At 31.9% G+C, this 24,584-nt stretch carries 24 protein-coding genes; 14 read left to right on the forward strand and 10 right to left on the reverse strand.

The annotated features are described in order from the left end of the window. Nucleotides 1-11: 11 nt before the first annotated feature. From murQ to HMPREF2642_RS00380, 3 genes are all read right to left on the reverse strand, one after another. A complete protein-coding gene (gene murQ, locus HMPREF2642_RS00370) occupies nucleotides 12-899 on the reverse strand; it encodes an N-acetylmuramic acid 6-phosphate etherase (RefSeq protein WP_049428320.1) in 888 nt (295 codons plus the stop codon). After that, complete coding sequence (locus HMPREF2642_RS00375; RefSeq protein ID WP_070597515.1) at nucleotides 871-1,947, reverse strand: MupG family TIM beta-alpha barrel fold protein; 1,077 nt, start codon at nucleotides 1,945-1,947, stop codon at nucleotides 871-873. The genes murQ and HMPREF2642_RS00375 overlap by 29 nt, the downstream gene beginning before the upstream one ends. Nucleotides 1,948-2,138: 191 nt before the next feature. Then, on the reverse strand, nucleotides 2,139-2,477 hold the full coding sequence (locus tag HMPREF2642_RS00380) for a hypothetical protein (protein ID WP_002453833.1): 339 nt from the start codon (nucleotides 2,475-2,477) through the stop codon (nucleotides 2,139-2,141). A 51-nt stretch (nucleotides 2,478-2,528) separates the two neighbouring features. Between HMPREF2642_RS00380 and HMPREF2642_RS00385 the strand changes: the two genes are divergently transcribed. After that, on the forward strand, nucleotides 2,529-3,275 hold the full coding sequence (locus tag HMPREF2642_RS00385; RefSeq protein WP_049428317.1) for a CPBP family intramembrane glutamic endopeptidase: 747 nt from the start codon (nucleotides 2,529-2,531) through the stop codon (nucleotides 3,273-3,275). 23 nt (nucleotides 3,276-3,298) lie between these two features. Here HMPREF2642_RS00385 and HMPREF2642_RS00390 read toward each other — a convergent pair whose 3' ends face one another. Beyond that, a complete protein-coding gene (locus HMPREF2642_RS00390; protein WP_002432593.1) occupies nucleotides 3,299-3,997 on the reverse strand; it encodes a helix-turn-helix transcriptional regulator in 699 nt (232 codons plus the stop codon). Between the two features lie 466 nt (nucleotides 3,998-4,463). Here HMPREF2642_RS00390 and HMPREF2642_RS00395 point away from each other — a divergent pair, with 466 nt between their 5' ends. The 7 genes from HMPREF2642_RS00395 to HMPREF2642_RS00425 all read left to right on the forward strand — a co-directional run bounded on the left by HMPREF2642_RS00395 (nucleotide 4,464) and on the right by HMPREF2642_RS00425 (nucleotide 12,604). Further along, the gene (locus tag HMPREF2642_RS00395) at nucleotides 4,464-5,252 is read left to right on the forward strand and encodes an inositol monophosphatase family protein (protein WP_049428315.1); all 789 of its coding nucleotides are present in this window, start codon (nucleotides 4,464-4,466) and stop codon (nucleotides 5,250-5,252) included. 236 nt (nucleotides 5,253-5,488) lie between these two features. Then, nucleotides 5,489-6,439 (forward strand): LCP family glycopolymer transferase, encoded by a 951-nt coding sequence (locus HMPREF2642_RS00400; protein WP_002432962.1) that lies wholly within the window; start codon nucleotides 5,489-5,491, stop codon nucleotides 6,437-6,439. Between the two features lie 290 nt (nucleotides 6,440-6,729). Next, a complete protein-coding gene (fdhF, locus tag HMPREF2642_RS00405; RefSeq protein WP_049428310.1) occupies nucleotides 6,730-9,684 on the forward strand; it encodes a formate dehydrogenase subunit alpha in 2,955 nt (984 codons plus the stop codon). Then, nucleotides 9,684-10,151 carry a helical membrane plugin domain-containing protein gene (locus HMPREF2642_RS00410; protein ID WP_002432356.1) on the forward strand — a complete coding sequence of 156 codons (468 nt, stop codon included), beginning with the start codon at nucleotides 9,684-9,686 and terminating at the stop codon, nucleotides 10,149-10,151. Before fdhF ends, HMPREF2642_RS00410 begins: the two co-directional genes overlap by 1 nt. A gap of 168 nt (nucleotides 10,152-10,319) precedes the next feature. After that, nucleotides 10,320-10,541, forward strand: a complete 222-nt coding sequence (locus HMPREF2642_RS00415) for a hypothetical protein (RefSeq protein WP_002443867.1) — start codon at nucleotides 10,320-10,322, stop codon at nucleotides 10,539-10,541. A gap of 21 nt (nucleotides 10,542-10,562) precedes the next feature. Continuing rightward, nucleotides 10,563-11,336, forward strand: coding sequence for an N-acetylglucosaminidase (locus HMPREF2642_RS00420; protein ID WP_002432770.1), 774 nt, complete (start codon nucleotides 10,563-10,565; stop codon nucleotides 11,334-11,336). A 143-nt stretch (nucleotides 11,337-11,479) separates the two neighbouring features. Next, the gene (locus HMPREF2642_RS00425; RefSeq protein ID WP_049428309.1) at nucleotides 11,480-12,604 is read left to right on the forward strand and encodes an FAD-dependent monooxygenase; all 1,125 of its coding nucleotides are present in this window, start codon (nucleotides 11,480-11,482) and stop codon (nucleotides 12,602-12,604) included. A gap of 61 nt (nucleotides 12,605-12,665) precedes the next feature. On the opposite strand, the gene HMPREF2642_RS00430 is transcribed toward HMPREF2642_RS00425, so the two are convergent. From HMPREF2642_RS00430 to HMPREF2642_RS00450, 5 genes are all read right to left on the reverse strand, one after another. Further along, nucleotides 12,666-13,625 (reverse strand): 2-hydroxyacid dehydrogenase family protein, encoded by a 960-nt coding sequence (locus tag HMPREF2642_RS00430; protein ID WP_070597517.1) that lies wholly within the window; start codon nucleotides 13,623-13,625, stop codon nucleotides 12,666-12,668. A gap of 138 nt (nucleotides 13,626-13,763) precedes the next feature. Next, nucleotides 13,764-14,078, reverse strand: a complete 315-nt coding sequence (locus tag HMPREF2642_RS00435; protein ID WP_002432642.1) for a DMT family transporter — start codon at nucleotides 14,076-14,078, stop codon at nucleotides 13,764-13,766. A 2-nt stretch (nucleotides 14,079-14,080) separates the two neighbouring features. After that, entirely contained in the window at nucleotides 14,081-14,410 is a 330-nt protein-coding gene (locus tag HMPREF2642_RS00440) for a DMT family transporter (RefSeq protein WP_002432921.1), read from the reverse strand. 190 nt (nucleotides 14,411-14,600) lie between these two features. Then, on the reverse strand, nucleotides 14,601-15,275 hold the full coding sequence (locus HMPREF2642_RS00445) for a CHAP domain-containing protein (RefSeq protein WP_049428305.1): 675 nt from the start codon (nucleotides 15,273-15,275) through the stop codon (nucleotides 14,601-14,603). A gap of 327 nt (nucleotides 15,276-15,602) precedes the next feature. Further along, nucleotides 15,603-16,163, reverse strand: a complete 561-nt coding sequence (locus HMPREF2642_RS00450; protein ID WP_049428303.1) for a DUF4870 domain-containing protein — start codon at nucleotides 16,161-16,163, stop codon at nucleotides 15,603-15,605. A 351-nt stretch (nucleotides 16,164-16,514) separates the two neighbouring features. On the opposite strand from HMPREF2642_RS00450, the gene HMPREF2642_RS00455 reads away from it, so the two are divergent. After that, on the forward strand, nucleotides 16,515-17,585 hold the full coding sequence (locus tag HMPREF2642_RS00455) for an NAD/NADP octopine/nopaline dehydrogenase family protein (RefSeq protein ID WP_070597519.1): 1,071 nt from the start codon (nucleotides 16,515-16,517) through the stop codon (nucleotides 17,583-17,585). Between the two features lie 65 nt (nucleotides 17,586-17,650). Next, on the forward strand, nucleotides 17,651-19,048 hold the full coding sequence (gene nhaC, locus HMPREF2642_RS00460) for a Na+/H+ antiporter NhaC (protein WP_037550066.1): 1,398 nt from the start codon (nucleotides 17,651-17,653) through the stop codon (nucleotides 19,046-19,048). Between the two features lie 390 nt (nucleotides 19,049-19,438). Here nhaC and HMPREF2642_RS00465 read toward each other — a convergent pair whose 3' ends face one another. Then, entirely contained in the window at nucleotides 19,439-20,149 is a 711-nt protein-coding gene (locus HMPREF2642_RS00465) for a CHAP domain-containing protein (protein ID WP_049428300.1), read from the reverse strand. Nucleotides 20,150-20,750: 601 nt separating this feature from the next. On the opposite strand from HMPREF2642_RS00465, the gene HMPREF2642_RS00470 reads away from it, so the two are divergent. The 4 genes from HMPREF2642_RS00470 (at nucleotide 20,751) to HMPREF2642_RS00485 (ending at nucleotide 24,574) form a co-directional block, all read left to right on the forward strand. After that, complete coding sequence (locus tag HMPREF2642_RS00470; RefSeq protein WP_070597521.1) at nucleotides 20,751-22,721, forward strand: helix-turn-helix transcriptional regulator; 1,971 nt, start codon at nucleotides 20,751-20,753, stop codon at nucleotides 22,719-22,721. Between the two features lie 35 nt (nucleotides 22,722-22,756). Further along, on the forward strand, nucleotides 22,757-23,485 hold the full coding sequence (locus HMPREF2642_RS00475; protein WP_037550054.1) for a transcriptional regulator, SarA/Rot family: 729 nt from the start codon (nucleotides 22,757-22,759) through the stop codon (nucleotides 23,483-23,485). Nucleotides 23,486-23,521: 36 nt separating this feature from the next. Continuing rightward, on the forward strand, nucleotides 23,522-23,845 hold the full coding sequence (locus HMPREF2642_RS00480; protein ID WP_002432947.1) for a PH domain-containing protein: 324 nt from the start codon (nucleotides 23,522-23,524) through the stop codon (nucleotides 23,843-23,845). Nucleotides 23,846-24,232: 387 nt separating this feature from the next. Continuing rightward, nucleotides 24,233-24,574 (forward strand): SarA family transcriptional regulator, encoded by a 342-nt coding sequence (locus HMPREF2642_RS00485; protein WP_002432301.1) that lies wholly within the window; start codon nucleotides 24,233-24,235, stop codon nucleotides 24,572-24,574. Nucleotides 24,575-24,584 lie beyond the last annotated feature (10 nt).

Here is a 24,584-nt window from a genome sequence, read left to right on the forward strand (position 1 = left end):
GAAACTCCCCCTTAAACGTTGATGGCTTGCTTGATCACTCCATTACTTTTATATAAACGCGTCTCTGCATCTTCTTTAGTTGTATTACATAAATACATGACAACTGCTGTTTTAATATGATTTCCCGCTTCTTCATACAATGTTTGTGCAGCTTGTTCATCTAAATCACATATATCTTGAATAATGGTGATTGAACGATTGACCAATTTTTTATTCGTAGGTCGTAAATCCACCATTAAGTTATCATATACTTTTCCGACCCCAATCATTGTCATTGTAGAAATCATATTTAATATGAGTTTTTGAGCAGTGCCAGATTTTAAACGAGTAGATCCTGTTAAAACTTCTGGTCCCACATTAACTTCTAAAATATGCTCTGCACAAGCACTTATTTCACTATTTGTATTACACGAAAGAGCAACAGTATCAGCATGAATATCGTTTGCATAAGTGAGGGCGCCTTTGACGTAAGGTGTGCGACCACTTGCAGATATTCCAATAACAATATCATTATCATTTAGCTGAATATCTTTTAAGTCTTGTGCGCCTTGCTCGCTATCATCCTCAGCCCCTTCTACTGCGACGGTCATCGCTTTTTGACCACCAGCAATAATACCAACGACCTCTTCAGGACGTGTATTAAAAGTTGGTACACATTCAGCAGCATCTAAAACGCCAAGACGTCCACTTGTACCAGCGCCTATATAGATTATTCTTCCTCCACGATTAAAACGTTGGATAGCACTAGTTATAACCTGTGATAACTGAGGAATCACTTGTTCAATGGCTTTTGGTACTTTTTGATCCTCACGATTTATTGTTAGTAGTGCATCTTGAATAGTCATTTCATCTAAATGCATCGTTTGAGTGTTACGAGTTTCTGTTGTTAAACGATTCATTGTCATTCTCCTTCGTATATGTAAATCTAAAAGTATCTCCAGGCTGAATCAGTGTTAATAATTGAAGATCTTCATCGCTCACTGTTGCAATATGGTTAATATGAGAATGTCCTTTGAGTGGTGTTTTAACGACTTGAATTTCACCTTCATATCGCCCATTTAGTTGGTTATCTACAGTGATATCCCCAATGTCTCTTTCAGTTATTCCTATAGGATCTATAGGAGTATCATTGTTAACACGTGAATATTGAGAACGTATGATATGCTCTGGTGCGTCAATGCGCGATGTATGTGTTCTTAAGACTCTCTCAGAAAATGATGGATCCAAGTCTTTAAGCTTGAGCGTAAAATGTCGACGATGCATCATATCAGACAATTGTTGAGCAATTAATAAATTGATTGCTGTGTCACCGATAATAACATGAGAGATATCTAGGGATTGTAATTCATGCGTAGCAACTAAAGGATGTGATGAACGATGTGACTCAACTGTTGGTAACCCTTTATGTAAAGGGCCTCTTAGCTCTGTTCCTGGTATAAAGGCATATATTTTTGCATGTTTATCGTAAGTTTTAATAAGTTGATTTTTATATTCAATGAAAGAATATGAAAGACCTGTATCAGGTCGTGGATAATAATTGTGACAGTATAATAGTTGAGACTGATAATCTTGTTTATAAATGCGCTTCAACATATCTTCTGTGATATTACTCGCATTAAGACAGCATTGGAAACCATGACTTTGAACTTCATGGATGAGTTCAACATCCAATTGATCATCAATACGTATAGAAAATGCCCCATGTGGCAATTGATTTAAATAACTGTAAAGCGTTGGATTAAGTAAAGAAGGATTAACATCAATGATATAAGTGATATTATATGATGAAAGAAGCTGACATAATTCCCCAAAATATGACAACTGATGTTGCTTGTTTTCTTCAGGGATTTGTAAAGATGTAAAGATCACATCATAACCCATAGAAGCCATGTTAAGAATATACTCTTTATCTAAAGCATTTCCTAAATAAACTGAGAAGCCAAGCACATCTAACACTCCTTTTAAATACTTAATCAGTACGATTATAACGCTATTATTAAACGTTTACAATTTGAGGTATTTTTAGAATAATATAATATTAAAATTTAAAGCACATGATGTTTTAAGTTACATGAAATTTAAATAAGTGCAATGTATCGAAACGTTGATAAATGAAATTAAAGATAAATTTATAATAATTAGGAAGTCGAAGGTTTGATTTTTAAAAGTTGTTCATGTAATAAAAGTTGTTTGATATGAATATAAAAAAGCATGTCTCCTTGTTTGATTGGTATAAGAGGGTGTTCTGATAAATGAAGAATGACATAATAGTAAGATGTTAATTCTGGTGTGGTACTTAATATTGATTTATGCGATTCTATCCAAATTTTTTCAACTTCTACTTCTTGATTAAATACGTTCAAAGTTTCTTCAAATTTGTTATGATGATTGAGTACATAATATTTAGCATTTTCAGTCAGAGAGAGCAATTTTATAATTCGTTGTTCAATGTGTCGTGTGATTTCTAAATAATTCATAATTCCTCCAATAAATTTTAAAAATGATTGAGTAATAGAAAGGAAACGTCTATGAGGCAGAAAGAAGTTAAGAAAAAATATAAATTTAGTGATATTGCGTGGAGAGATTTAAGTCTAATTGCAGTAGTATTGGTGGGACTTTTTCTATTTAGCGTTGCAGGTATGGCGCTAGGTGCGCTTTTTCTAAAACATATGTCACAGTTACAATTAGCGATGATTAGTACATTAGCGCAGTTAATGGCTTATGTTGTTGTGATATTTGTATTTTACTTTTTACACATCCATACATTTGGAGAGAGGTTTAAAAAAGGTTTACAATACTTGAAACGACGATGGTTCATTATTATTATCGCTTTTTTATTAGCGTATGGTTTGTCTAGTTTATATGAATGGTTAATGCAGTTTTTACCTAAGCATCTACAATATTCTGATACGCAAAATGAGATGGCTTTAGATCAATTGTTCAAATTACATGCATTTATACCTTTCGCGTTTTTATTAATCGTGATTGTAGGACCTATCGTCGAAGAATTAGTGTTTAGACACATACTAATAGGAGAGTTAGGAAAGAAGTTTAATTTTATTGTAATGGGGATTATATCAGCTGTATTATTTACTTACATACATGTAACTGATGCGAAATCACCGTTTGAATTCGGAGCATACTTTATTTTAGCCATTGCTTTAGTCTCAGTGTATTTAGTTTCAAAGAGAAATTTAGCAGCATCGATTAGCTTGCATATGTTAAATAATCTAGTGTCATTTATCTATACTCTATGGTCAATATTTTATAATTAGTTTAAAAACCCAGCTGATTCACATTAACTGTTTATGTCAGCTGGGTTTAAAAATTGCTGATAGTTATCTATTGAGATATCTTGAGTTTTAATAGTTTTTTCGAATGAGTAAGAAATATCGTGTATGTCCATGATTGATAATTCACGTGTATGACCACGACCTATATCAAAGATCACTGCATGCCACTGACCATCTTTACACAATAAACCTATAAAAATAACATTTTCAGCGTGCGCTTTTCCTTCTTCAATATAATCAACAAGCATGACATTTCGTTCTGTACAGTATATTAATATATCCGAAAATAGTTGTGGTAATGAGTAATTATTACTATCTTCAAATTTAATATAATAATCCATCTTTTTTAATAGCTTACGTAATCGTGTTTGAGGTAAACCTAAACATTGTTTAATAATGGCTTGAATTTCTGTTTGATAAGGGAGAGTAGAATAAGACTGACTTTCATTTAGTGTAAGAAACAACGCTGACAGTTGATTTTCTGTTAAAGATAAAGAAATTTTTGATTGAGCATCTTTAATTTGATAACCACCGAGTTTACCGTGTTGTGCGTACACTTTTACACCTTGTTCTTCTAAATCATCAATATCCCTTAAAATAGTACGTTTCGAAACTTTAAATAGTTTTGCAAGTTGTGAAGCGGTCATTTTATCTGAATTTTGTATAGACTGAATGATTTGATTTTGGCGTTCTAATTTATTCAATGAAAGTCACCTCCATAAACATTACATATTACATTTATTATAACATATAAGCGACAATGATGACATTTTCTTATTTTTGGTCGGTACAAAAGTGTAAAATTTCTTATTTTTCTTTTAGAAAACGCTTACAATATAAAAATCATTATGTTACTATAATATTTGTAACAGGGGGAGCGATTAGACAAAGGGGTAGAGCTATATAACAGATAGCTGTGTAATCGTTCGAGTTACATCAAAACATCTTCAATATTTATTACTTACTTTCCTTTCTATTTGTCGGCTAGCTCGTGACTAGCCGATTTTTTCTTTTTTAAAAACTTATTAATTATTATTCCAAAATCTTGATGACTTCGTATAAAATAAATATAAGTAAATAGAGAGATTTCGATAATTAAAGTTTACTTATAATATATAACTGATTTATTAATTCTACATAAATTTATTTTATTTGGTGGTGAAACATAGGATGACAGAAAGTTTAAAGCAGATTGATCGTTTAATTTGTGATTGGTTAAAAATTGTTGATGATATTTTACCGCGTCTTATTCAAGAGATGCATACAGATACTAAAAAGGATCGTTTTGATTTAGTTACTAACGTAGACAAACAGATTCAAGACCATTTTCAAACATTCTTGTCAAATCAATTACCTGGGCATCTACTATTAGCTGAAGAAAAAAATAATGATGATATTGATCCTTATCATGGACATGTTTGGATTATGGATCCTATTGATGGTACGGCTAACCTTGTAAAGCAACAAGAAGATTATTGTATTATACTAGGATACTTTGTGGATGGAGAGCCAAAACTATCTTATATCTACGATTATCCTCATAATAAATTATATAAAGCAATAGCAGGTGAGGGAGCATATGAGAATGATTTACCGATGTTAAAGCCTGCAACACTAACCATTGAAGATGCAATATTGTCGTTTAACCCACATGTTTTAAATGATAGAACGATAAACGCACTTTTCCAAACTTCATTTAGTTATCGAATTATTGGTTCATGTGGTTTAGATTCAATTAGAGTCATTAAAGGTCAATTCGGCGCTCACATGAATACGAATCCTAAACCTTGGGATATAGCCGCTCAGTTTCTTTTTGCGCAAGAACTTAATTTGAAAATGACTAGCTTAGATGGTGGCAAAGTTGATTTTGGTAAGGGTGGCCCTTTTATAATTAGTAACCCTGGTTGTCATCAAGATGTACTGGATATTTTGAATAGCGGTAAGGGCTATCAAAAATAAGTACAATTATATTAATATAATTGTATAAGTGAATTGTTAATGTCGGAGCCTTAGAAAGAGTTTCTTTTTAAGGCTTTATTGTTGTCCTCAATTATAATTATGTGAGTTAAAATTCATTTTTAAGTTATTCGAAATGTATAAATGAATAGGTCTACAGATGTATAGTAAATAATTTATTTTATAATATAATTATCTATGGAATATGAATATGAAATAAATGTAAAGGAGTGGTAGGAGTGAAACGTTCAGATAAAAGAAAAATGAGCCTGCCAACTAAAATTTTACTTTGGATAGTAGGAGTATTATTTTTACTCGCTGTTATTGCAGTAATATACATCTGTGCCAAGATATTTATTACAGGGGATAAGATACATAATCCTCTAAATAGAAGCCATTCAGAGTTACGCTCAGGAAAGGTTAATTTAAAAGAAGGCGACCCTTTTACAATTGCATTATTTGGTGTGGATTCAGATGCGGAGCGAAAACATCAAGGTGGTGGAGAGCGTAGCGATACCATTATGATTTTATCAATTAATCCTAAAGAGAAAAAAACAGAACTCGTTAGTATTCCTCGTGATACTCAAGCTCAAATTGTAGGACGAGGTACGACAGAAAAAATTGCTCATGCCTATGCTTACGGAGGACCCAATATGGCGGTAAATTCTTTAGAGAAATTAATGAATGTACCAATTGACCACTATGCAACAATTGATATGGATGGATTACACGATATGATTGATACCTTAGGTGGTGTGGATGTGGTAAGTAATGACACCTTCACAATTAGTGGTTTACATTTTGTAAAAGGGCAAAAAACACATGTTGATGGGGATGCTGCAATGAGATTTATACGTAGCCGCAAGGAAGAAGGTGCTGGTGGGGACTTTGGTAGACAAGAACGCCAACAACTTGTACTTGAAGCTATGGCTAATAAAATGACAAGTCCAACATCAATAACACATTTTAATTCATTAATGAGCGAAATACAGCAAAATGTTAAAACTGATTTATCATTAAGTGATCTGAATCTTGTCAGAAAAAATTATAAAGATGCTAACGATAACGTAAACCGTCATCAACTTGACGGAGAAGGTGGTATTCAAAGTGATGGTTTATATTACTTTGTCCCAAGTGATGCTTCTAAAAATAGCAACACGCAACTACTAAGAGATAATTTAGATTTATAAACTGTATATGAGCACTGTGAGAACCATTCTCACAGTGTTTTTGTGTTTATAATGTATTTTTACAAGGTATATAAGTATTAAATGTAATAAGTAAAAGGATCATTAATTGATAATGATTTTCAAATAAGTAATTTATGAATATAAATTATTTATAAATTCTTAACTTTTTGCAAGTAAAGTAATACAATTTAGATAATTCTATCTTGAAATATATGTGGGGTATTTTTCAGATAGATCTAGCTAACATGAAAAGTCTATTACGGTAAAATTAATATAAATGGGGTGAGCCTATGCAAGAACATTTGGTAGTCACACTTGATGGCACAGATTATCTTGTCGAACCAGGCACAAATTTACTTGAGTTTATTCGATCTCGAGATACTTTCGTTCCAGCGATTTGCTACAATGAATCGATGGGGCCAATTCAAACATGCGATACATGTATGGTTGAAATTGATGGAGAAATTGCGCGTGCATGTGGCACAACAATAGACCGTCCAATGAATGTAAAAACAGATAACAACGATGTTAAATCAAGTCAAAAAGAAGCATTAGATCGTATTTTAGAAAAACATATGCTTTATTGTACGGTATGTGACTATAATAATGGAGACTGTGAAATCCATAATACTATGGATGAGTGGGGCATCCAGCATCAAACATATGAATATAAAGAAAAACCTTATGAGAAAGATTATGGTCCATTCTATCGTTACGACCCAGACCAATGTATATTATGTGGTCGTTGTGTTGAAGCCTGCCAAGACATAGAAGTAAATGAAACAATAAGCATTGATTGGGATCGTGAACATCCACGTGTCATCTGGGATAATGATGTACCAATTAATGAATCTTCATGTGTATCATGTGGTCAATGTGCAACAGTATGTCCATGTAATGCCATGATGGAAGTGAATATGGAAGGCAACGTTGGTTACATGACTGATACTGAGCCAGGGTCACTTGTAGCAATGATCGACTTAATCAAAAAATCTGAACCAGGATATGGTCCATTATTGGCACTTTCTGACTCAGAATCTGAAATGCGTAAAGAACGTATAAATAAAACTAAAACAGTATGTACATATTGTGGTGTTGGTTGTTCATTTGAAGTTTGGACAAAAGATAGAGAAATTTTAAAAGTTCAACCATCTCATGATTCTCCTGCTAATAAAATTGCATCATGTGTTAAGGGTAAATTCTCATGGGGGCACATCAACTCTGATCAACGTATTACTAAGCCATTAGTAAGGAAAGATGGTGCTTTCCATGAAGTAGAATGGGAAGAAGCACTGCAAGTGATGGCAGATAACTTTAACAATATTAAAGATCAACACGGTGCAGATAGCTTGTCATTTATTTCATCTTCTAAAGCGACGAATGAAGAGTCATATTTAATGCAAAAATTTGCTCGACAAGTGATAGGAACAAATAACGTAGATAATTGTTCACGTTATTGCCAAGCACCAGCTACGAAAGGTTTGACTCGTACAGTAGGAATCGGCGGCGACGCTGGTGGTATTGATGATTTAGAAAAGGCAGCTATGACAGTGTTGATTGGTACAAATACTGCTGAAGCACATCCTGTCATTGCTTCAAGAATGAAACGTGCTCAAAAATTATTCGGTCAAAAATCCCATGTCTTTGATATTAGAAAACATGAAATGGCTGAACGTGCAGATGAATTTTATCAACCCAAACCAGGTACTGATTTAGTATGGTTAGGCGCGGTGACAAAGTATATTATCGATAATGATTTACATGATAAGGCATTCTTAGACGAATGGGTCGATTATTTTGATGAATATTATAAATCATTAGAACCATTCACAATGGAGTTCGCTGAAGAAACAACAGGTATTCCAAAAGAACGATTAATTAAGTTCGCTCATGAAGTTGCGAAAGCTGAATCAGTTGCAATCTGCTGGGCGATGGGTATCACGCAACAAGACATCGGTAGTGATTCAAGTACAGCTGTTTCTAATTTATTACTTGTAACTGGTAATTATAGAAAGCCTGGCGCTGGAGCATATCCTCTTCGTGGTCATAATAATGTACAAGGTTGTAGTGATATGGGTAGTATGCCTGATCAATTCCCTGGTTACCAGCTTGTTACTGATGATGAAATTAGAGCTAAATTCGAAAGAGAATATGGCGTAGAATTAAGTGCAACTCCTGGTCGCGATAATCATCAAATGATAGAAGGTATCCATAATGGAGACGTTCATTCACTTTATTTATATGGTGAAGACACAGGTATCGTAGATTCTAATATTAATTTTGTTCAAGCAGCTTTTGAGAAATTAGACTTCATGGTTGTACAAGATGAATTCTTAACATTCACTGCTACTTATGCTGATGTGGTATTACCTGCAAGTCCTTCTCTAGAAAAAGATGGTACATTTACCAACACGGAACGTCGTGTGCAACGTTTATATAAAGCGTTAGATTCACTGGGGGATTCTAAACCAGACTGGGAAATATTCCAACTTATTGCTAATAAATTAGGCGCAGATTGGGATTATAGTCACCCTGGAGAAGTGATGGATGAAATCGCTCGACTTACTCCGTCATATGCAGGTGTAAGCTACGACCGTTTAGAAGGTTTTAATAGTCTTCAATGGCCTGTAGATAAAGATGGGAAAGATTCTCCAATTCTTTATTTAGATGGATTTAACTTTGAAAATAAAAAGGCAAAGCTTTATCCATTAACATTTGATAATTTCTTCAAAGAAGATGAAGTTTATGATATTCATGTTAATAATGGTCGTTTACTTGAACATTTCCATGAAGGTAACATGACTTATCAAACTGAAATGATTAGATATAAAGTACCACATCCATTTGTTGAGATTTCACCAGAACTAGCACAAGATCGTGATATACATGAAGGTGCTGAAATCAAATTGATTTCAGAAACTGGTGAAGCAACGTTGGTAGCTCATATTACAGATAGAGTTAAAGGTAAAGAAATCTATATTCCACTTAATAATGATGCTTTAGAAAATGGAGATATGGGAGCAATTAACTTACTCACAAATAGTGATGTAGATAAATACACTGATACACCGTCATACAAGCGAACAAATGCACGCATGGAGGTTATATCTAAACGTGGTAAGTCACCATTAAATCCAACTAACTTCCGTGTTGATAAACATCGTCATCCTCAATATAGTGTTCAAGTACAGAAAAAATGGAATCGTTCTGATTACGTATTCCCAGGGAAGCAGAGTGATAAATAATGGCTGAAAGAATTACTGAAATTAAACGTCTAAAAAAGTCACCTGAGCAAATAAAGAATGAAAATTTAAACGAAGTCCTTGATGCTATTGCTGAGAATAAAGATAGCATTCTTAAAGCAATCCGTTTAATTCATACTTTAGATGAAGCGAAAATTTTAGATGCACTCAATGGTGGATTTAAAGCACGACAAGTAATTATCAATAAGTTTGCAGTGGAGTTAAATAAGGATATTTACACAGGATTATTATCTAATATGGCACAAATGGTCTTTTTACTTGGTGACTTAAATGTGAAAGATTTAAGTGAAATGCTTAATCGTCTTAACAAAGGTCTTCATGTTGCAAACCAAGCAAGTCCTAATGCACGTACATCTATTAGAAACTTAATGGGTATCCTTAAAGATGACGACATGAATCGTAGTTTAACTTACATGCTTAATTTACTTAAGGGCATGTCACGAGAATAAAATCATATCAATGATTATGTGAGCATAGGGGCGAAGAAGCATTCTATAATGACTTCCGAGCCTCTATTTTAATATCGCATATCTATAAATTTTCATGTATGATGAAATGTATATTGAAAAGTTTAAATAAAGGAGTGAAGTCGTATCAATCCTAATATTTTGAAAGCCATGGCAATCACTTCCAATGTCTTATTAGTTATTGGTATTGTATTTCTAATTATGCTAAAACTTATGCTTGCAATAGCATTCTTCGCAGTATCTTTAGCTATTAGTCTAGTCATATTTAATGTCATGTTTAGAGATCGCACAGGTATGAAGATTGCAATCAATGTATCATTCTTTATTGTTGTCATTGCAATTGTTATCGCATATTTCGTTTTATCAAAATAAAGCTTTGGGAGTTAGATAACAATGAAGAATACTAGATTTCGTATAACGACAATCTTAATAATAGCTATTTTAGTAATATTTGGAATTCTATTCCTCATTTTTGATACTAATCTTTTCAAAAATGATATCAAATATACTTTCAATGAAGCTGTAGAAAGACAGATAGGTGAAGGTACGCTAAATACTAAAGAGAGAGATGGAAAGTTTGTCAATGCGAAAGAAAAAGATGTTGAACAAGCCATGAGTATTAGCCATGGAGACAATCCGTTGAAATATATGGATATTTCTGAAAAAGTGCCTATGTCTGAATCAGAAGTCAATCATATTTTAAAAGGTAAAGGTATTCTTGAAGATCAAGGCCATACCTTTATAAAAGCTCAAGATAAATATGAAGTTAATATTATTTACTTAATAAGTCATGCATTAGTAGAAACTGGGAACGGGAAATCAGAACTTGCTAAAGGCGTTAAGGATGGAAGTCATAGATACTACAACTTTTATGGAATTGGCGCTTTCGATGAAAATGCTGTCCATACTGGTAAAAGCTATGCTAAACAACAATCCTGGACTACACCTAGTAAAGCAATTATGGGTGGCGCATCTTTCGTACGTAATCATTATTTTGAAAATAATCAACTTAATTTATATCAAATGCGTTGGAATCCACAGAATCCTGGGCAACACCAATATGCGAGTGATATTAAGTGGGTAGACAATATTGCTGATATGATGAAAAAATATTATGACAACTTTGGTATTAAAAAAGAAAATATACGAAAAAAATACTATAGATAGCAATGAGGTTAGCACATGGTCATCAATGTCGCTAACCTTATTTAGATATGTAAAATTTACCATTAAAAGTGTGACGACAAACTTTTAAACAACTAAACATATGATAAAATATTAACGAATGATAAATTTGAGGTGTAAAAACAATGAAAGTTGCAATTGTAGGCGCAGGAATTGGTGGTTTGACTGTCGCTGCATTATTAGAAGAGCAAGGTCATGAAGTGAAAATTTTCGAGAAGAATAATTCAATTAGTGAAGTAAGTGCAGGGATAGGAATAGGGGATAATGTACTAAAAAAATTGGGTAATCATGATCTTCAAAAGGGCATTAAAAACGCTGGTCAAAATCTAACAGCTATGAATGTATATGATGAACGTGGGCGCGAATTAGTGTCCGCTAAATTAAAAAATAATACTTTAAATGTAACGCTAGCGCGACAAACTTTAATAGATATTATTCAATCATATGTTAAGTCTTCTTCAATATATACTAATCATTTAGTGACTGGTTTAGAACAAACAAATTCTAAAGTAACAGTTCACTTTTCAACACAAGAAAGTGAAGCATTTGATTTGTGTATCGGAGCAGATGGCATTCACTCAAATGTAAGGGAAGCTGTTGGTGCCTCTACCAAGTTGATTTATCAGGGCTATACTTGCTTTAGAGGGATTGTTGATGATGTCAATCTTAAAAATGAACATGTAGCTAATGAATATTGGGGTGCAAAGGGAAGAGTTGGTGTTGTTCCATTATTAAATAACCAAGCTTATTGGTTCATTACGGTTCCAGCTAAAGAAAGGGATCCTAAATATCAAACATTTGGTAAACCGCATTTACAAGCATATTTTAATCATTTTCCAAATGAAGTACGACAAATACTTGATAAGCAAAGTGAGACGGGCATATTATTAAATGACATTTATGATATGAAACCTTTAAGAACCTTTGTATATGGAAGAACAATTTTATTAGGAGATGCTGCCCATGCTACTTCACCAAATATGGGGCAAGGTGCTGGACAAGCGATGGAAGATGCAATCGTTTTAGTCAATTGCTTGGAAGCTTATGATTTCGATAAAGCACTTGAACGATATGATAAATTACGTGTTAAGCACACTGCCAAGGTAATTAAGCGATCAAGAAAAATTGGAAAGGTTGCACAGAAACGTAATAAATTAATTGTGAACATACGCAATTCAATTATGAAAATGATGCCTAACGCTTATGCATCATCACAAGCAACATTTTTATATAAATCAAAAGAAAAATAATTAAAGGTGAGCGGACGACATTAAATGTTCCGCTCACCTTTTGTACGTTTAGAGTGATAAATTATTTACGATTTACGACGAATTGTGGTTCTTCACCATTTAATTTTTTAATTGCATCATTTGCAACGATTTTAGCCATCATATCTCTAGCTTCATATGTCGCATTACCGATATGTGGTGTAAGAACAATATTTTTAAACGATTTGAGCTCATCTGTTATCTCAGGTTCGAACTCATATACATCTAGGGCAGCGCCTTCGATTTCTTTATTTTCAAGCGCTTGTACAAGTGCTTGTTCATTGACGATAGGTCCTCGACCAGCGTTAACTAGATATGCTGTGGATTTCATCTGTTTAAATTGTTCACTATCAATTAAATGATGAAGGTCAGGATTATAAGCCGCATTAATAGTAATGAAGTCTGCATTCTCTAATAAAGTATCTAAATCTACATATTTAGCACCGATTTCTCTTTCTTTTTCTTCTTTACGGTGTGGGCCTGAATATAATACATCCATATCAAATGCACGTGCACGTTTGGCAACAGCACCACCAATTTCTCCTAAACCAATAATTCCAATTGTCTTGCCTGAAACTTCTCTTCCACGGAAAAATAGAGGCGCCCAGCCGTCAAAGCCTTTAGTTCTTGATAATTCATCACCTTCGACAATTCGACGGGCAACGCTAAGTATCAAGCCAATTGTTAAATCAGCAGTTGCATTTGTGGATGCTTTAGGTGTGTTAGTCACATCGATATCTTTTTCCCTTGCATAATCGACATCAACATTATTGAAACCAGCGCCATAGTTAGTAATAATTTTAAGATTTTTACCGCTATCTATTACGTCTTTATCCACATTAGTAGAGAGTAAACTTACTAAAGCAGTGGCATCTTTAACGCCTTCTTTTAAAGTTTCTTTATCAATAATTCCCTCGCCATCGTACATCTCAACTTCAAAATGTTCTTTCAATAAGTTTAATCCTACTTCAGGAATTGCGCCTGCGATATATACTTTTTCCATAATTATCACTCCTTCTTTATTAATAGTATAGTAAAAGAAGAAAGCGCAAACAATAGAAAGCGTTCAACCACATTAAGATTAAAATAGCTTGGCTAATGGCAGTATATAAGATTCTTATGAACTATTTCACTATATAAATTAGCCAATCAAACGTAATCCGACTACAGCTACAAGTATCATTAAAATGCAAATAATTCGACTAAAGTGTTTCGATTCTTTATAAAATAACATGCCGATAATGGTACCGCCTGCGGTTCCTATACCTGTCCAAATAGCATAAGCTGTGCCCATAGGTATTTCATGCATGGCAAGTTTTAAAGTGCTAAAGCTTAAAATAAAGGCGAGGCCAAGTAATATGATGAATAATTTATTTTGTGTACGTGATAATTCATTCAGTAGTACCACACCGAGTATTTCTAAGCTTCCGGCTATTAAAAGAAAAATCCACGCCATCGTTATTGACCTCCTTCTTCATTTTCATTAGTAGTGAGTTTTAAGCCTATAATACCTGCAATAAGAATTATGATTAATATAAGCTTGGTAGGTGTAAAGGGTTGATTGAAGAAAATCATATCTACAAGTACCGTACCTACAGCACCTATACCTACAAAAAAAGCATAAACGGTACCTACTGGTAAATGCTTAGATGCATCAATGACAAGATAGAAACTGAGGGCAATAAAAAAGAGGGTAACAACCCAACTTAATAAAGAATGCGCATTATCTAATCCTGTAACCCAGATGATTTCTACAAATCCAGCTATAATTACCTTTAGCCATTGCATTATCAATTGCCTCCAATTTAAAGTGATATCACTATTTTCTCAAATAAGTGATAGTGTAGCAATATTTAAAAATTGACGTAATAGTTAAGTATTAATTTAGTATATTGAATTAAAAACCCGTCAAGTTACTTAGATATAAATCGCAACTTTGACGGGAGTTAGAGCTATAAGATAGTTGTAAATATAGTGTTTAGTCGAGGTGAATGTAATTGTAAGAACTTGCTTCACTAGATGAGATTGTACGTGTATCTACAACGTATGGTCCACCATTATAATTCATTTCTGATACAGTAACTGAACCATCACTACCAACACTCTCTACATAAGCAACATGTCCATATGCACCTGCAGATGATTGAAGAATTGAGCCTTTTTCTGGAGTATGATTAACAGTATAACCAGCTGATTGAGCTGATGTTGCCCAGTTATTTGCGTTACCCCAAGTTGAACCTATCTTACCTCCAACTTTATCATAAACATACCAAGTACATTGACCAGCTGTATATAAGTTTCCTGAAGAAGACGTTATCTTAGTTGAAGTAGTAGATGAGCTGCTTGAATTAGAGCTTGATGAGGAGTTTAAGTCAGATGATGTTGTAATTGTATTTTTAAAAGTGTGTGTATGTGTATTTTGATTTAAGCTATGCTGATCCTTGTAGTAGTTAAATGGACGTTGTGGGTGATAGTTAAAATGCTTCAAGTGATTATTATGTTCTTGAAAACCATTGTTCATGGGATGGTGAGAATGTTGATTCCACTGTTGATTACCATGACTATTTTCTGCAGCATGTGCGTTTGTCGTAGTTCCAAATAAAGATGCACCAATACCTGCTGTTAATGTCGTAATTGTAACTAATTTTTTCATAATTAAAAGTCCTCCCAAAAATAAAACAATAATATGATATATCTTAAAGGTGTAGCGACCAATGAGTAAGAATATATCATTTTATGTTATTTATTCGTCATCTTTGACGACACAACAACTCTAACAAAATATTTTATGTTTGTGATTGATGTTACGCTTTCGTAAACCAATTAAAAAAACCTTGACCATCGTTGTAATAAACGTTAGTCAAGGTTACAGTGTGTTACAAAACTTCAATGAAGCACTGTTCTTAAAATTAAATAGGTTTTGTTGTTTAAAAACTTAAGCTTTTGTTACAGGTTATTGTAATAAAATAAGACCTAACTTTTATTTTATGATAGGGAGGCTGAATGGTATTTTATAGGTTTTGCCTGAAAAATACTTAACGCACCCAATAATAGTACATACTATACTAATAATTGATAAAACAAGTAAGGCAAGAGTGAGAATTAACATACAAATTAATGCAAAAATTTGAATACCTGTATTATTATCACTCAAGGTTGATATGAAAAGAAAGCCATAGACTAAAATCACTGCAACTACAGAATATATAAAATAAGAAATGTAGTAATTTAGATATGTCTTTCCAGCTGTATCTATAAGTTTAGAATCTTTTCGTTTTACTAACCATATTACAAGTGGACCAATAAAACTTGTAAATAAACCTAATAGATAAATTAACATTGACATTAATCGCTCGTCTTGCTCTTCATCTTTTGCGATTTGATTGTTTTCTTGTGAAGTATACTGATTGCTTCTATTATATTGTTGGTAATCACTATTTTGATTAGATTGGTTTCGTTCACTATTTAAGTTTTGAGATGACATTTGACCTTCTGAAGTTGTTTCTGAATGATCAAAACGATGATTTTCACTATTATTCATAATGAATAGCCTCCGAATTTATTATTTATATACATAATACACTTATTACTATATCAAAATAGAATATATTATTAAATGATAAATTTAAATTTTCAACTTCAAATATTGAATAAGTTTAAAAAATGGTTTATTCGGTTATATAGTATTGTTATTATACAGAAGAAGTCATGTTTTTGAGTAAGTGAATGGCTTTGACTCATACTTATTAAACACGTTATTTATAGTTATCGCGGGGCGGGCCGCAGAATTCTTCCTATACGATTGATGAATTCAGACCCACTCCTTTTTTATTGGATTATTTAAATTAACAAACATGAACGCAACTATTTTAATGAAGAAAGAAGGAAAATTATGAAAATAGCTATTGTAGGTTCAGGTAATGGTGCAGTAACTGCGGCTGTCGATATGGTAGACAAAGGTCATGACGTAAGATTGTATTGTCGTAACGAGTCAATTGAAAAATTTAATGCTGCTTTCGAAAAAGGCGGTTTTGATTTTAATAATGAAGGACAAGAAAAATTTATACCTTTCACAAATATTAGTGATGATATTGAATATGTTCTAGAAGATGCAGATATCGTTCAAGTCATTATTCCATCATCCTTTATTGAATATTATGCTAAAGTCATGTCTCACTTTGTGACAGATAATCATCTTATCTTTTTCAACATAGCTGCTTCTATGGGGTCTATTCGTTTTATGAACGTTTTAGAGGATCGTCACATTGATGTACACCCTAATTTTGCTGAAGCCAACACGCTTACTTATGGTACACGTGTTGATTTTGAAAATGCGCGAGTAGATTTATCACTTAATGTACGTAGAGTATTTTTCTCAACATTTGATAGAAGTGAATTAAATGATAGTTACGAAAAAGTATCACAAATTTATGAATATCTAGTTAAAGAGGAAAGTCTTTTAAAGACAAATCTAGAGAATGGTAACCCAGAAGTACACCCGGGTCCTACTTTACTAAACGTAGGTCGAATAGATTATGCTGAGAATTTCTCATTATATAAAGAAGGGATAACTAAACATACAGTTCGATTATTACATGCGATTGAACTTGAACGATTGAATTTAGGGAGAAAATTAGGGTTTGAGTTATCTACAGCAAAAGAATCTCGTATTCAAAGAGGTTATTTAGAACGACAAGATGAAGATGAACCTTTAAATCGTCTATTTAATACGAGTCCAGTATTTTCTAAAATACCGGGACCTAACCATGTAGAAAATAGATATTTAACTGAAGATATCGCTTATGGATTAGTCTTATGGTCTAGTTTAGGGAGAGTTATAGATGTACCAACACCTAATATTGATGCGGTTATAGTTATCGCATCAACAATTCTCGAACGAGACTTCTTTGAAGAAGGGTTGACAATAGAAGAATTAGGATTAGAAAAATTAGATTTAGAATAAAAATTTAATCACAAGTTTACGAAAAGAGGTTTTGCATCAAAAAACTGCTGAAGGGAGCAATTAATATGACGCATAAGTACAGGAAACCCACATTTTTGGAGTCCTTATCTACGATTATATTTATGGTAATAGTGGTAGTAATAGGATTTATCTTCTTTAATATACCTATTCAGATATTATTATTAATATCATCAGCTTATGCTGCATTTATTGCATATCGAGTTGGGTTAAGATGGGAAGAATTAGAAGAAGGTATAACTAAGAGGCTTACTACAGCTATGCCTGCTATTTTTATCATTTTAGCCGTAGGGATTATAGTTGGCAGTTGGATGTTTTCTGGAACAGTGCCAGCATTGATTTATTATGGCTTAAAGTTCTTAAATCCGAGTTATTTTTTAGTTTCTGCATTTATCATCAGTGCAATTACTTCGGTCGCTACAGGTACAGCTTGGGGGTCAGCATCCACAGCAGGTATAGCATTGATTTCAATTTCAAATCAGTTAGGCGTAGCGCCTGGTATGGCTGCAGGTGCAATTATTGCAGGTGCAGTGTTTGGCGATAAAATGTCGCCTTTATCAGATACAACTAATTTAGCCGCATTAGTTACTAAAGTGAATATCTTTGCTCATATCAAATCAATGATGTGGACAACAATTCCTGCATCCATCATTGGCATGATTGTGTGGTTCTTTGCGGGATTGCATTCAAAAGGTCATACGAATCCTAAACAAATACAGACATTACTCCATGAGTTAGATAAAGTTTATAACATTAATTTAATTGTATGGATTCCTTTAGTTGTAATTGCGGTTTGTTTATTTTTAAGAGTCTCTACAGTACCATCCATGCTCATTTCTAGTTTAAGTGCTTTAATTGTTGGGACATTTAATAATCATTTCAATATAGTTGATGGTTTGAAAGCAATGTTTGAAGGTTTTAATCATAGTATGGTAAATCAATCACACTTATCTAAGAATGTGACCACTTTAATAGAACAAGGTGGTATGATGAGCATGACAGAAATTATTGTTACTATTTTTTGTGGCTATGCCTTTGCAGGTATTGTAGAAAAAGCAGGATGCTTAGATGTCATGTTAAATACTGTATCTAAAGGTGTAAAATCAGTTGGAACTCTTATACTTATTACAGTGGTTTGTAGTTTGATGCTTGTTTTTGCAGCAGGTGTTGCTTCTATTGTAATTATCATGGTTGGTGTGTTAATGAAAGAAATGTTTGAAAAGATGAATTTATCAAGATCGGTATTATCTCGAACACTTGAAGATTCAAGCACTATGATTTTACCACTTATTCCATGGGGAACTTCAGGTATATATTATTCACACCAATTAAATGTGTCAGTAGGAGATTTCTTTATTTGGACAGTACCTTGTTACTTGTGTGCACTAATAGCAATTACTTACGGTTTTACAGGTATAGGTATAAAGAAATTAAATAAAAGTTAAGTTTAATATTTTTACAGAGTGGAATATACTAAATATGTTGAAACAATATACATAGATATAACTTGTAGCGATTATATCTAGTGTTGGTTTTAGCATATTAATATCCTTCTATATAGTGATTGTATTTATTTTGTAGCGGAATAAATACTTGACTGTATGTAACGAATTCTTTTATACATCTTAATTATCAATTTTAAAATGATATAGAAAGACTAAACAAGAACATTTGAATTTGTTTTAGAAAAAACTATTTTTAGCCTATTACTTTCTAAGTAATAGGCCTTTTTTATGTTTAATTATTTTTAAATTGATAGGGCATTCAATGAATAAAAAAAGCATTCATACCTAAAATGGAATGAATGCTTGACGTTATTAAATATAATTGCATTATTAGTGAATATAATTATAAGAAGCAGCTTGACTAGCTGAGATAGTACGTGATGTTACAACACCTACACCGTGGCCATAGTTCATTTCTGAAACAGTAATTGAACCATTGCTGTTGACACTCTCAACATAGGCAACGTGACCAAATGCACCTTGTGAAGTTTGTAAAATCGCACCTTGTGAAGGTGAGTTATTTACTGTATATCCTGCTGAAGCGGCAGCGTTTGCCCAGTTATTAGCGTTACCCCAAGTAGAGCCGATTTTTCCACCAACTTTATCATATACATAGTATGTACATTGACCTGAAGTATATAAGTTACCACCTGCTGAAGATGCGTTTGATAATGACACACCATTTGAAGATGGAGCAGAAGTTGTTGTTACATGTACGTTACGACTTGTTGAAGAATAGTTAGCACCTAAGCCACCAGTTTGGTTATTAGAATTACTATAATTACTGCTATTGTAATTATTATTTGAGTAGTTACTGTAACTATAATTGTTATGAGAATTTAAACGATTTGGGCTCCAGTTACCTTTCCAAGTGTAGTGGTAATCTCCTTGTTGATCGATAGTGTATGAGTAACTATATGAAGTTGGATCATTTGGATTATAACCACCATTATTTTGTTCTGCTGCGTGAGCATCGTTGTGTGCAAAAGCGAAAGTAGCGATTCCCGCAGTTGCGATTGTAGCTGTAGCGATTTTTTTCATTGTTAAATATCCTCCTGAGAATTAAATTATCTTTTTTATTTAATAGTCATGTGACCAATGAGTTACTAATTTCTTTCGTTCTTTTTTAACGACAAGCAATACTTTATCAGAAAAAAGTATGCTTGTGTGGCTTGTTAACGTTTTGTAATTTTTTGCTAATATTGTTACACGGTTTGTTATAATCCAACATTTTAGTCGAATCTGTTGGAAAACGATTATGACGGCATTTTATTTTTGTTTGAATTAAAAAACATATTTTGTTGTTACAACACTGTAAATTTACAGAAAATTCTTAAAGCAAATGTATTTAAATATTTATTGAATTATATATTGAATAAACTAGATGATGTTTGCCTGTTCAATAAATCGTTTGTGTGGATATTGAAAGATTTATTAAGGATATTAATCGAAAAATATTAGGTAAAGCTATTTAAATTAAAAAGAAAATTGATATAATATTAATCTAATTTGCTACAGCTAAAAATTTAAAGATTGTATAATTAAGAATGAAATATAGATGTTGTCTAGTTAAATTTAGTTTTTAACAATCGGGGAGAATTTTAATAAACAAAAACACAATACTACATCGTGAGGCAGACATATGAGAGAGAATTATTCGATACGTGTTTTTAATCAATTAGCTATTAAAACAACTAAAGCATTAAATGTAAGAGTATTCTATTGTTTACAAGGTAAGAGTGAGTTAACTATTAATTTGAACAAGTATGAATTAATTAAAGATGAAATTGCATTCGTACTTTTAAATGATACATACTCATTTAAAAGTGAAAATGATTCAATTTGCTGTGTTATTGATATACCTTATGATTCATATCTTAGAATTGCGAATAACTCAATGTTATCTAATGGTCTAAAAATAAATAAAAATGAGCAAGAAAGAGTTAAATTTTGGATAATAAAGTTATTGGAATTACATACTCTAAAAAAAGCTTACAAAACAGAGGCCAATAAATTAATTCTGTATTTAATTGTTGAACTAAGTCATTTTGAGAATACTGACCACCCATTTAATCAAAAAATGTACATTTCAGAAGAAGTTCATGAATATTTAGTTAATCACCATGAAAATAAAATAAATAAGCAAGACTTAGCTAATGCAGTTCAGTTATCTAATCAAACACTTACAAGTATGTTTAAAGAAACGCCCTTTCAAACATTTAACCAATACCTTAACCATCTACGTTTAAAGTTTTGTCTAAATGATATTTTAACTACACGTCGACCTATAGAAGAGATAGCAATTGATCATGGCTTCCACCATTATTCTCGATTTATACAATTATTTAAAGATACTTATGGTAACACACCTAAATTAATTAGAAGAGATTATATAGCAACGTCTATCTTCCAAAATAAATCTGAAGAAATTGATTTAAATCGACATATTCTAAAGTCTCTAAGTGAATTCAGAGAAGAAACTTCACTTGAAATAGAAGAGCGTACAATTAAAGTGGCAGAAAGTAACAATATATATCAATCACCGGACTTTTATATTGAACATATTAACAATAATTATTTTGACCAATGTTCATTTCTAAACATGAAAAGAGCACTAAATATCAATAAAGGAAATGTACATTATATAGTAGATTTAAATTATAAAGATATATTTAAAGATAGAGAGTCGTTTATAAAAGAGTTGTTACAACTTCTTCAATTTATATCTGATTTAAATATGCATCCTATATTTAAAGTATCAACTTCAAGGCCAGATGTATTTAACTCATCAGAGAAAATGTCATTTCATCAAGCATTGGAAGTATTATTTATATTTTTGCGTCAATTTAATCATTTTCAATTAGGGTTTTTAATAGAAGAAGTTAAGTGTAGTTTAATCCACCAGTTACAACAATCTATTAATAAGTATTTTGATGATTATCAATTGATTTATCGAGTAAAACCTGGCCAATATGAAGAGTTAGGTTTAGCGCGAATAGTAAATGATGTGGATAAAATAATGATACCGATTAACTTATTAGAGGACCTCGATATTTATCAGTCTAAAATAATTATTGAAGTAGACCAATTAATAAAAAATAAGGAAAAACTACTAAATATACAAACAATTGATTATATAAGATTATTAATGAACCAATATGATAAAGTGAGTGGTTTATCGTTACCTTATTTAGAAAAATATGTGGTAGTTAATATAGCTCAACAAGAGCCGAATGCATTCCAGTTAGTATCTTATGTAATCAGTATGTTAAACCAACTGAGAGGCGAAATAGTTTATAGAAATAACCAGATGGTAATGACTCGATATAAACACGAGTATCAAGTAATTACATATTTTTTAAATATCAAATCAAAGATGAATGTGAATCAATATCGATTAATTTTTTCAGATATTAAACAACTCAACCATGCAGAGGTAGAGTATTTCGATATTCAAAGGTATGCGATAAGTGAGAACAATAGTCTGGACAATCTAATGCTTTATCATCAACACCATTGGTTAGCAAAATTAAATTTCAAAGAAATTTCAAAATCTTCGATAGAAATTCCTAAAGATAGTATTGCCCATATTAAATTTCTTATTTCATTGTAGAGCGTGGTTGGTTGCTAAGAGAGGATTGTCATCATATGCATCAACAGAAGATTAAAAGTTTTCTAGCTCACTTTGTATTAGATCACATTTCGATAGAATATTTGAGAGTTTCCTATAATTTAACGGTGGAACAATTAAAATTATTACAATTCATATACCATTTTACTGAGAAACATAAAGAAGGATTAAGTTTGAATGCTATTATCTTTTATAGAAATTATTCAAAAAACCATCTTCTTAAATTAATAAATCAACTATATGATTTTAATTGGCTCACTAAAAAACGTGATCCGCTTGATCAACGACGATTAATCATTTGTCTATCAGCAGTGCAACATGAAAAAATAGCCCTTATGTTTGAGGATTTTAAATCATTTTTAGAATTAAAATCTAAATCCATCGCTTACATTAATCAACATACTGCACTTCCTTATTATTTAAATTGTCATGACCAATTTGAAAGCATTGAAAAAGTGCCGTTTCAAGACCAGTTATCTTTAGAAGAATTATATATATTAGGGCTACTGATTATTAGTAATGAACCATCCACTTATAAAAATATTAAAGCTCATTTATTAAAAGGGGTTGTTACAGTCAGCCCTATTATCAAAAAATTGTATGCCAAAGGATATATTAATAAAAGTAGAAGTACTGAAGATGAGAGAAATATTGTTTTAAGTGTTAATGAAGAAAAAGTGGACTACATTAAATCAACCATTAGTGAATGTTACAATAGCTTGGAAACGGGAATAGAACGACTATAAAACAAAATTGATTTGATAAAGTAAGGAGAATAGATAATGATTTTAGATAATGTAAATCCGGACGATTTGTTCCCAACTGAAAAGAAAGGACCTTCTGTATTAGGTATCATTGAATACAATGTACAGGGGCAAAGTGAATTTGAAGGTGCATTCATTGCTACTAATGAACGTTTGATTATGAATGTAGATATGAATGGTCAATTCTATTATAGAAATATTAGATATGATGAAGTAAATCAAGTGGAATTTGATGGCAAAGATATTATGTTTGAATTTAATATCGGTAAAGTGCCTATGAAACAAATTAAAACTGAAGATGTTCAAGCATTTGTAGATTATGTTAAACAGAAAATTCAATAACTAGTATATGCTAAGTTATTCATTAATACTCCAAAATATTGGTATGCTTATGAACAGTAAAGAATAGTAAACAATAAAAACCACTCTTGACGACTATGTGATAAAGCTAATTAAACTGATAGGAATTATATAAAATTTTAAAATTACTATGATGCAATTAGTGTTATATAAATTGGATTATAATTTTTAATTACATCAAATTCACTTATATAAATGTATAGGTTAAGAAATAAATCTATAAATGCATTTTGTAGTAATAAAAATATTGAATTTTTATACCTATTTGTTTAAAATGTATTTTGTAACATGGGCGGAGAAATTTTCGGTTAGATAAAATACATGTGAACCTTGCTACAACAAGATGTGCATCAGAGGAGTGGTTTTAATATGGGAAAAATCAAAGATATCAATGATTTGGTCAATGCTACATTTCAAGTAAAAAAGTTTTTCAGAGATACTAAAAAGCAATATAATTTAAATTATGAAGAAATTTATATTCTTAATCACATTTTAAAAAGTGAATCTAACGAAATCTCTTCTAAAGAAATTGCTACATGTTCAGAATTTAAACCTTATTATTTAACTAAAGCATTACAAAAATTAAAAGACTTGAATTTATTATCAAAAAAACGAAGCGTGCATGATGAAAGAACAGTTATTGTATTTGTAACAGCGGAGCAACGAGAGAAAATTAAAAAATTAATTGTTGAATTAGAACAATATATTTAAAAAATACTAG

Source organism: Staphylococcus sp. HMSC055A09, from assembly GCF_001809655.1.
GTDB lineage: Bacteria > Bacillota > Bacilli > Staphylococcales > Staphylococcaceae > Staphylococcus > Staphylococcus capitis.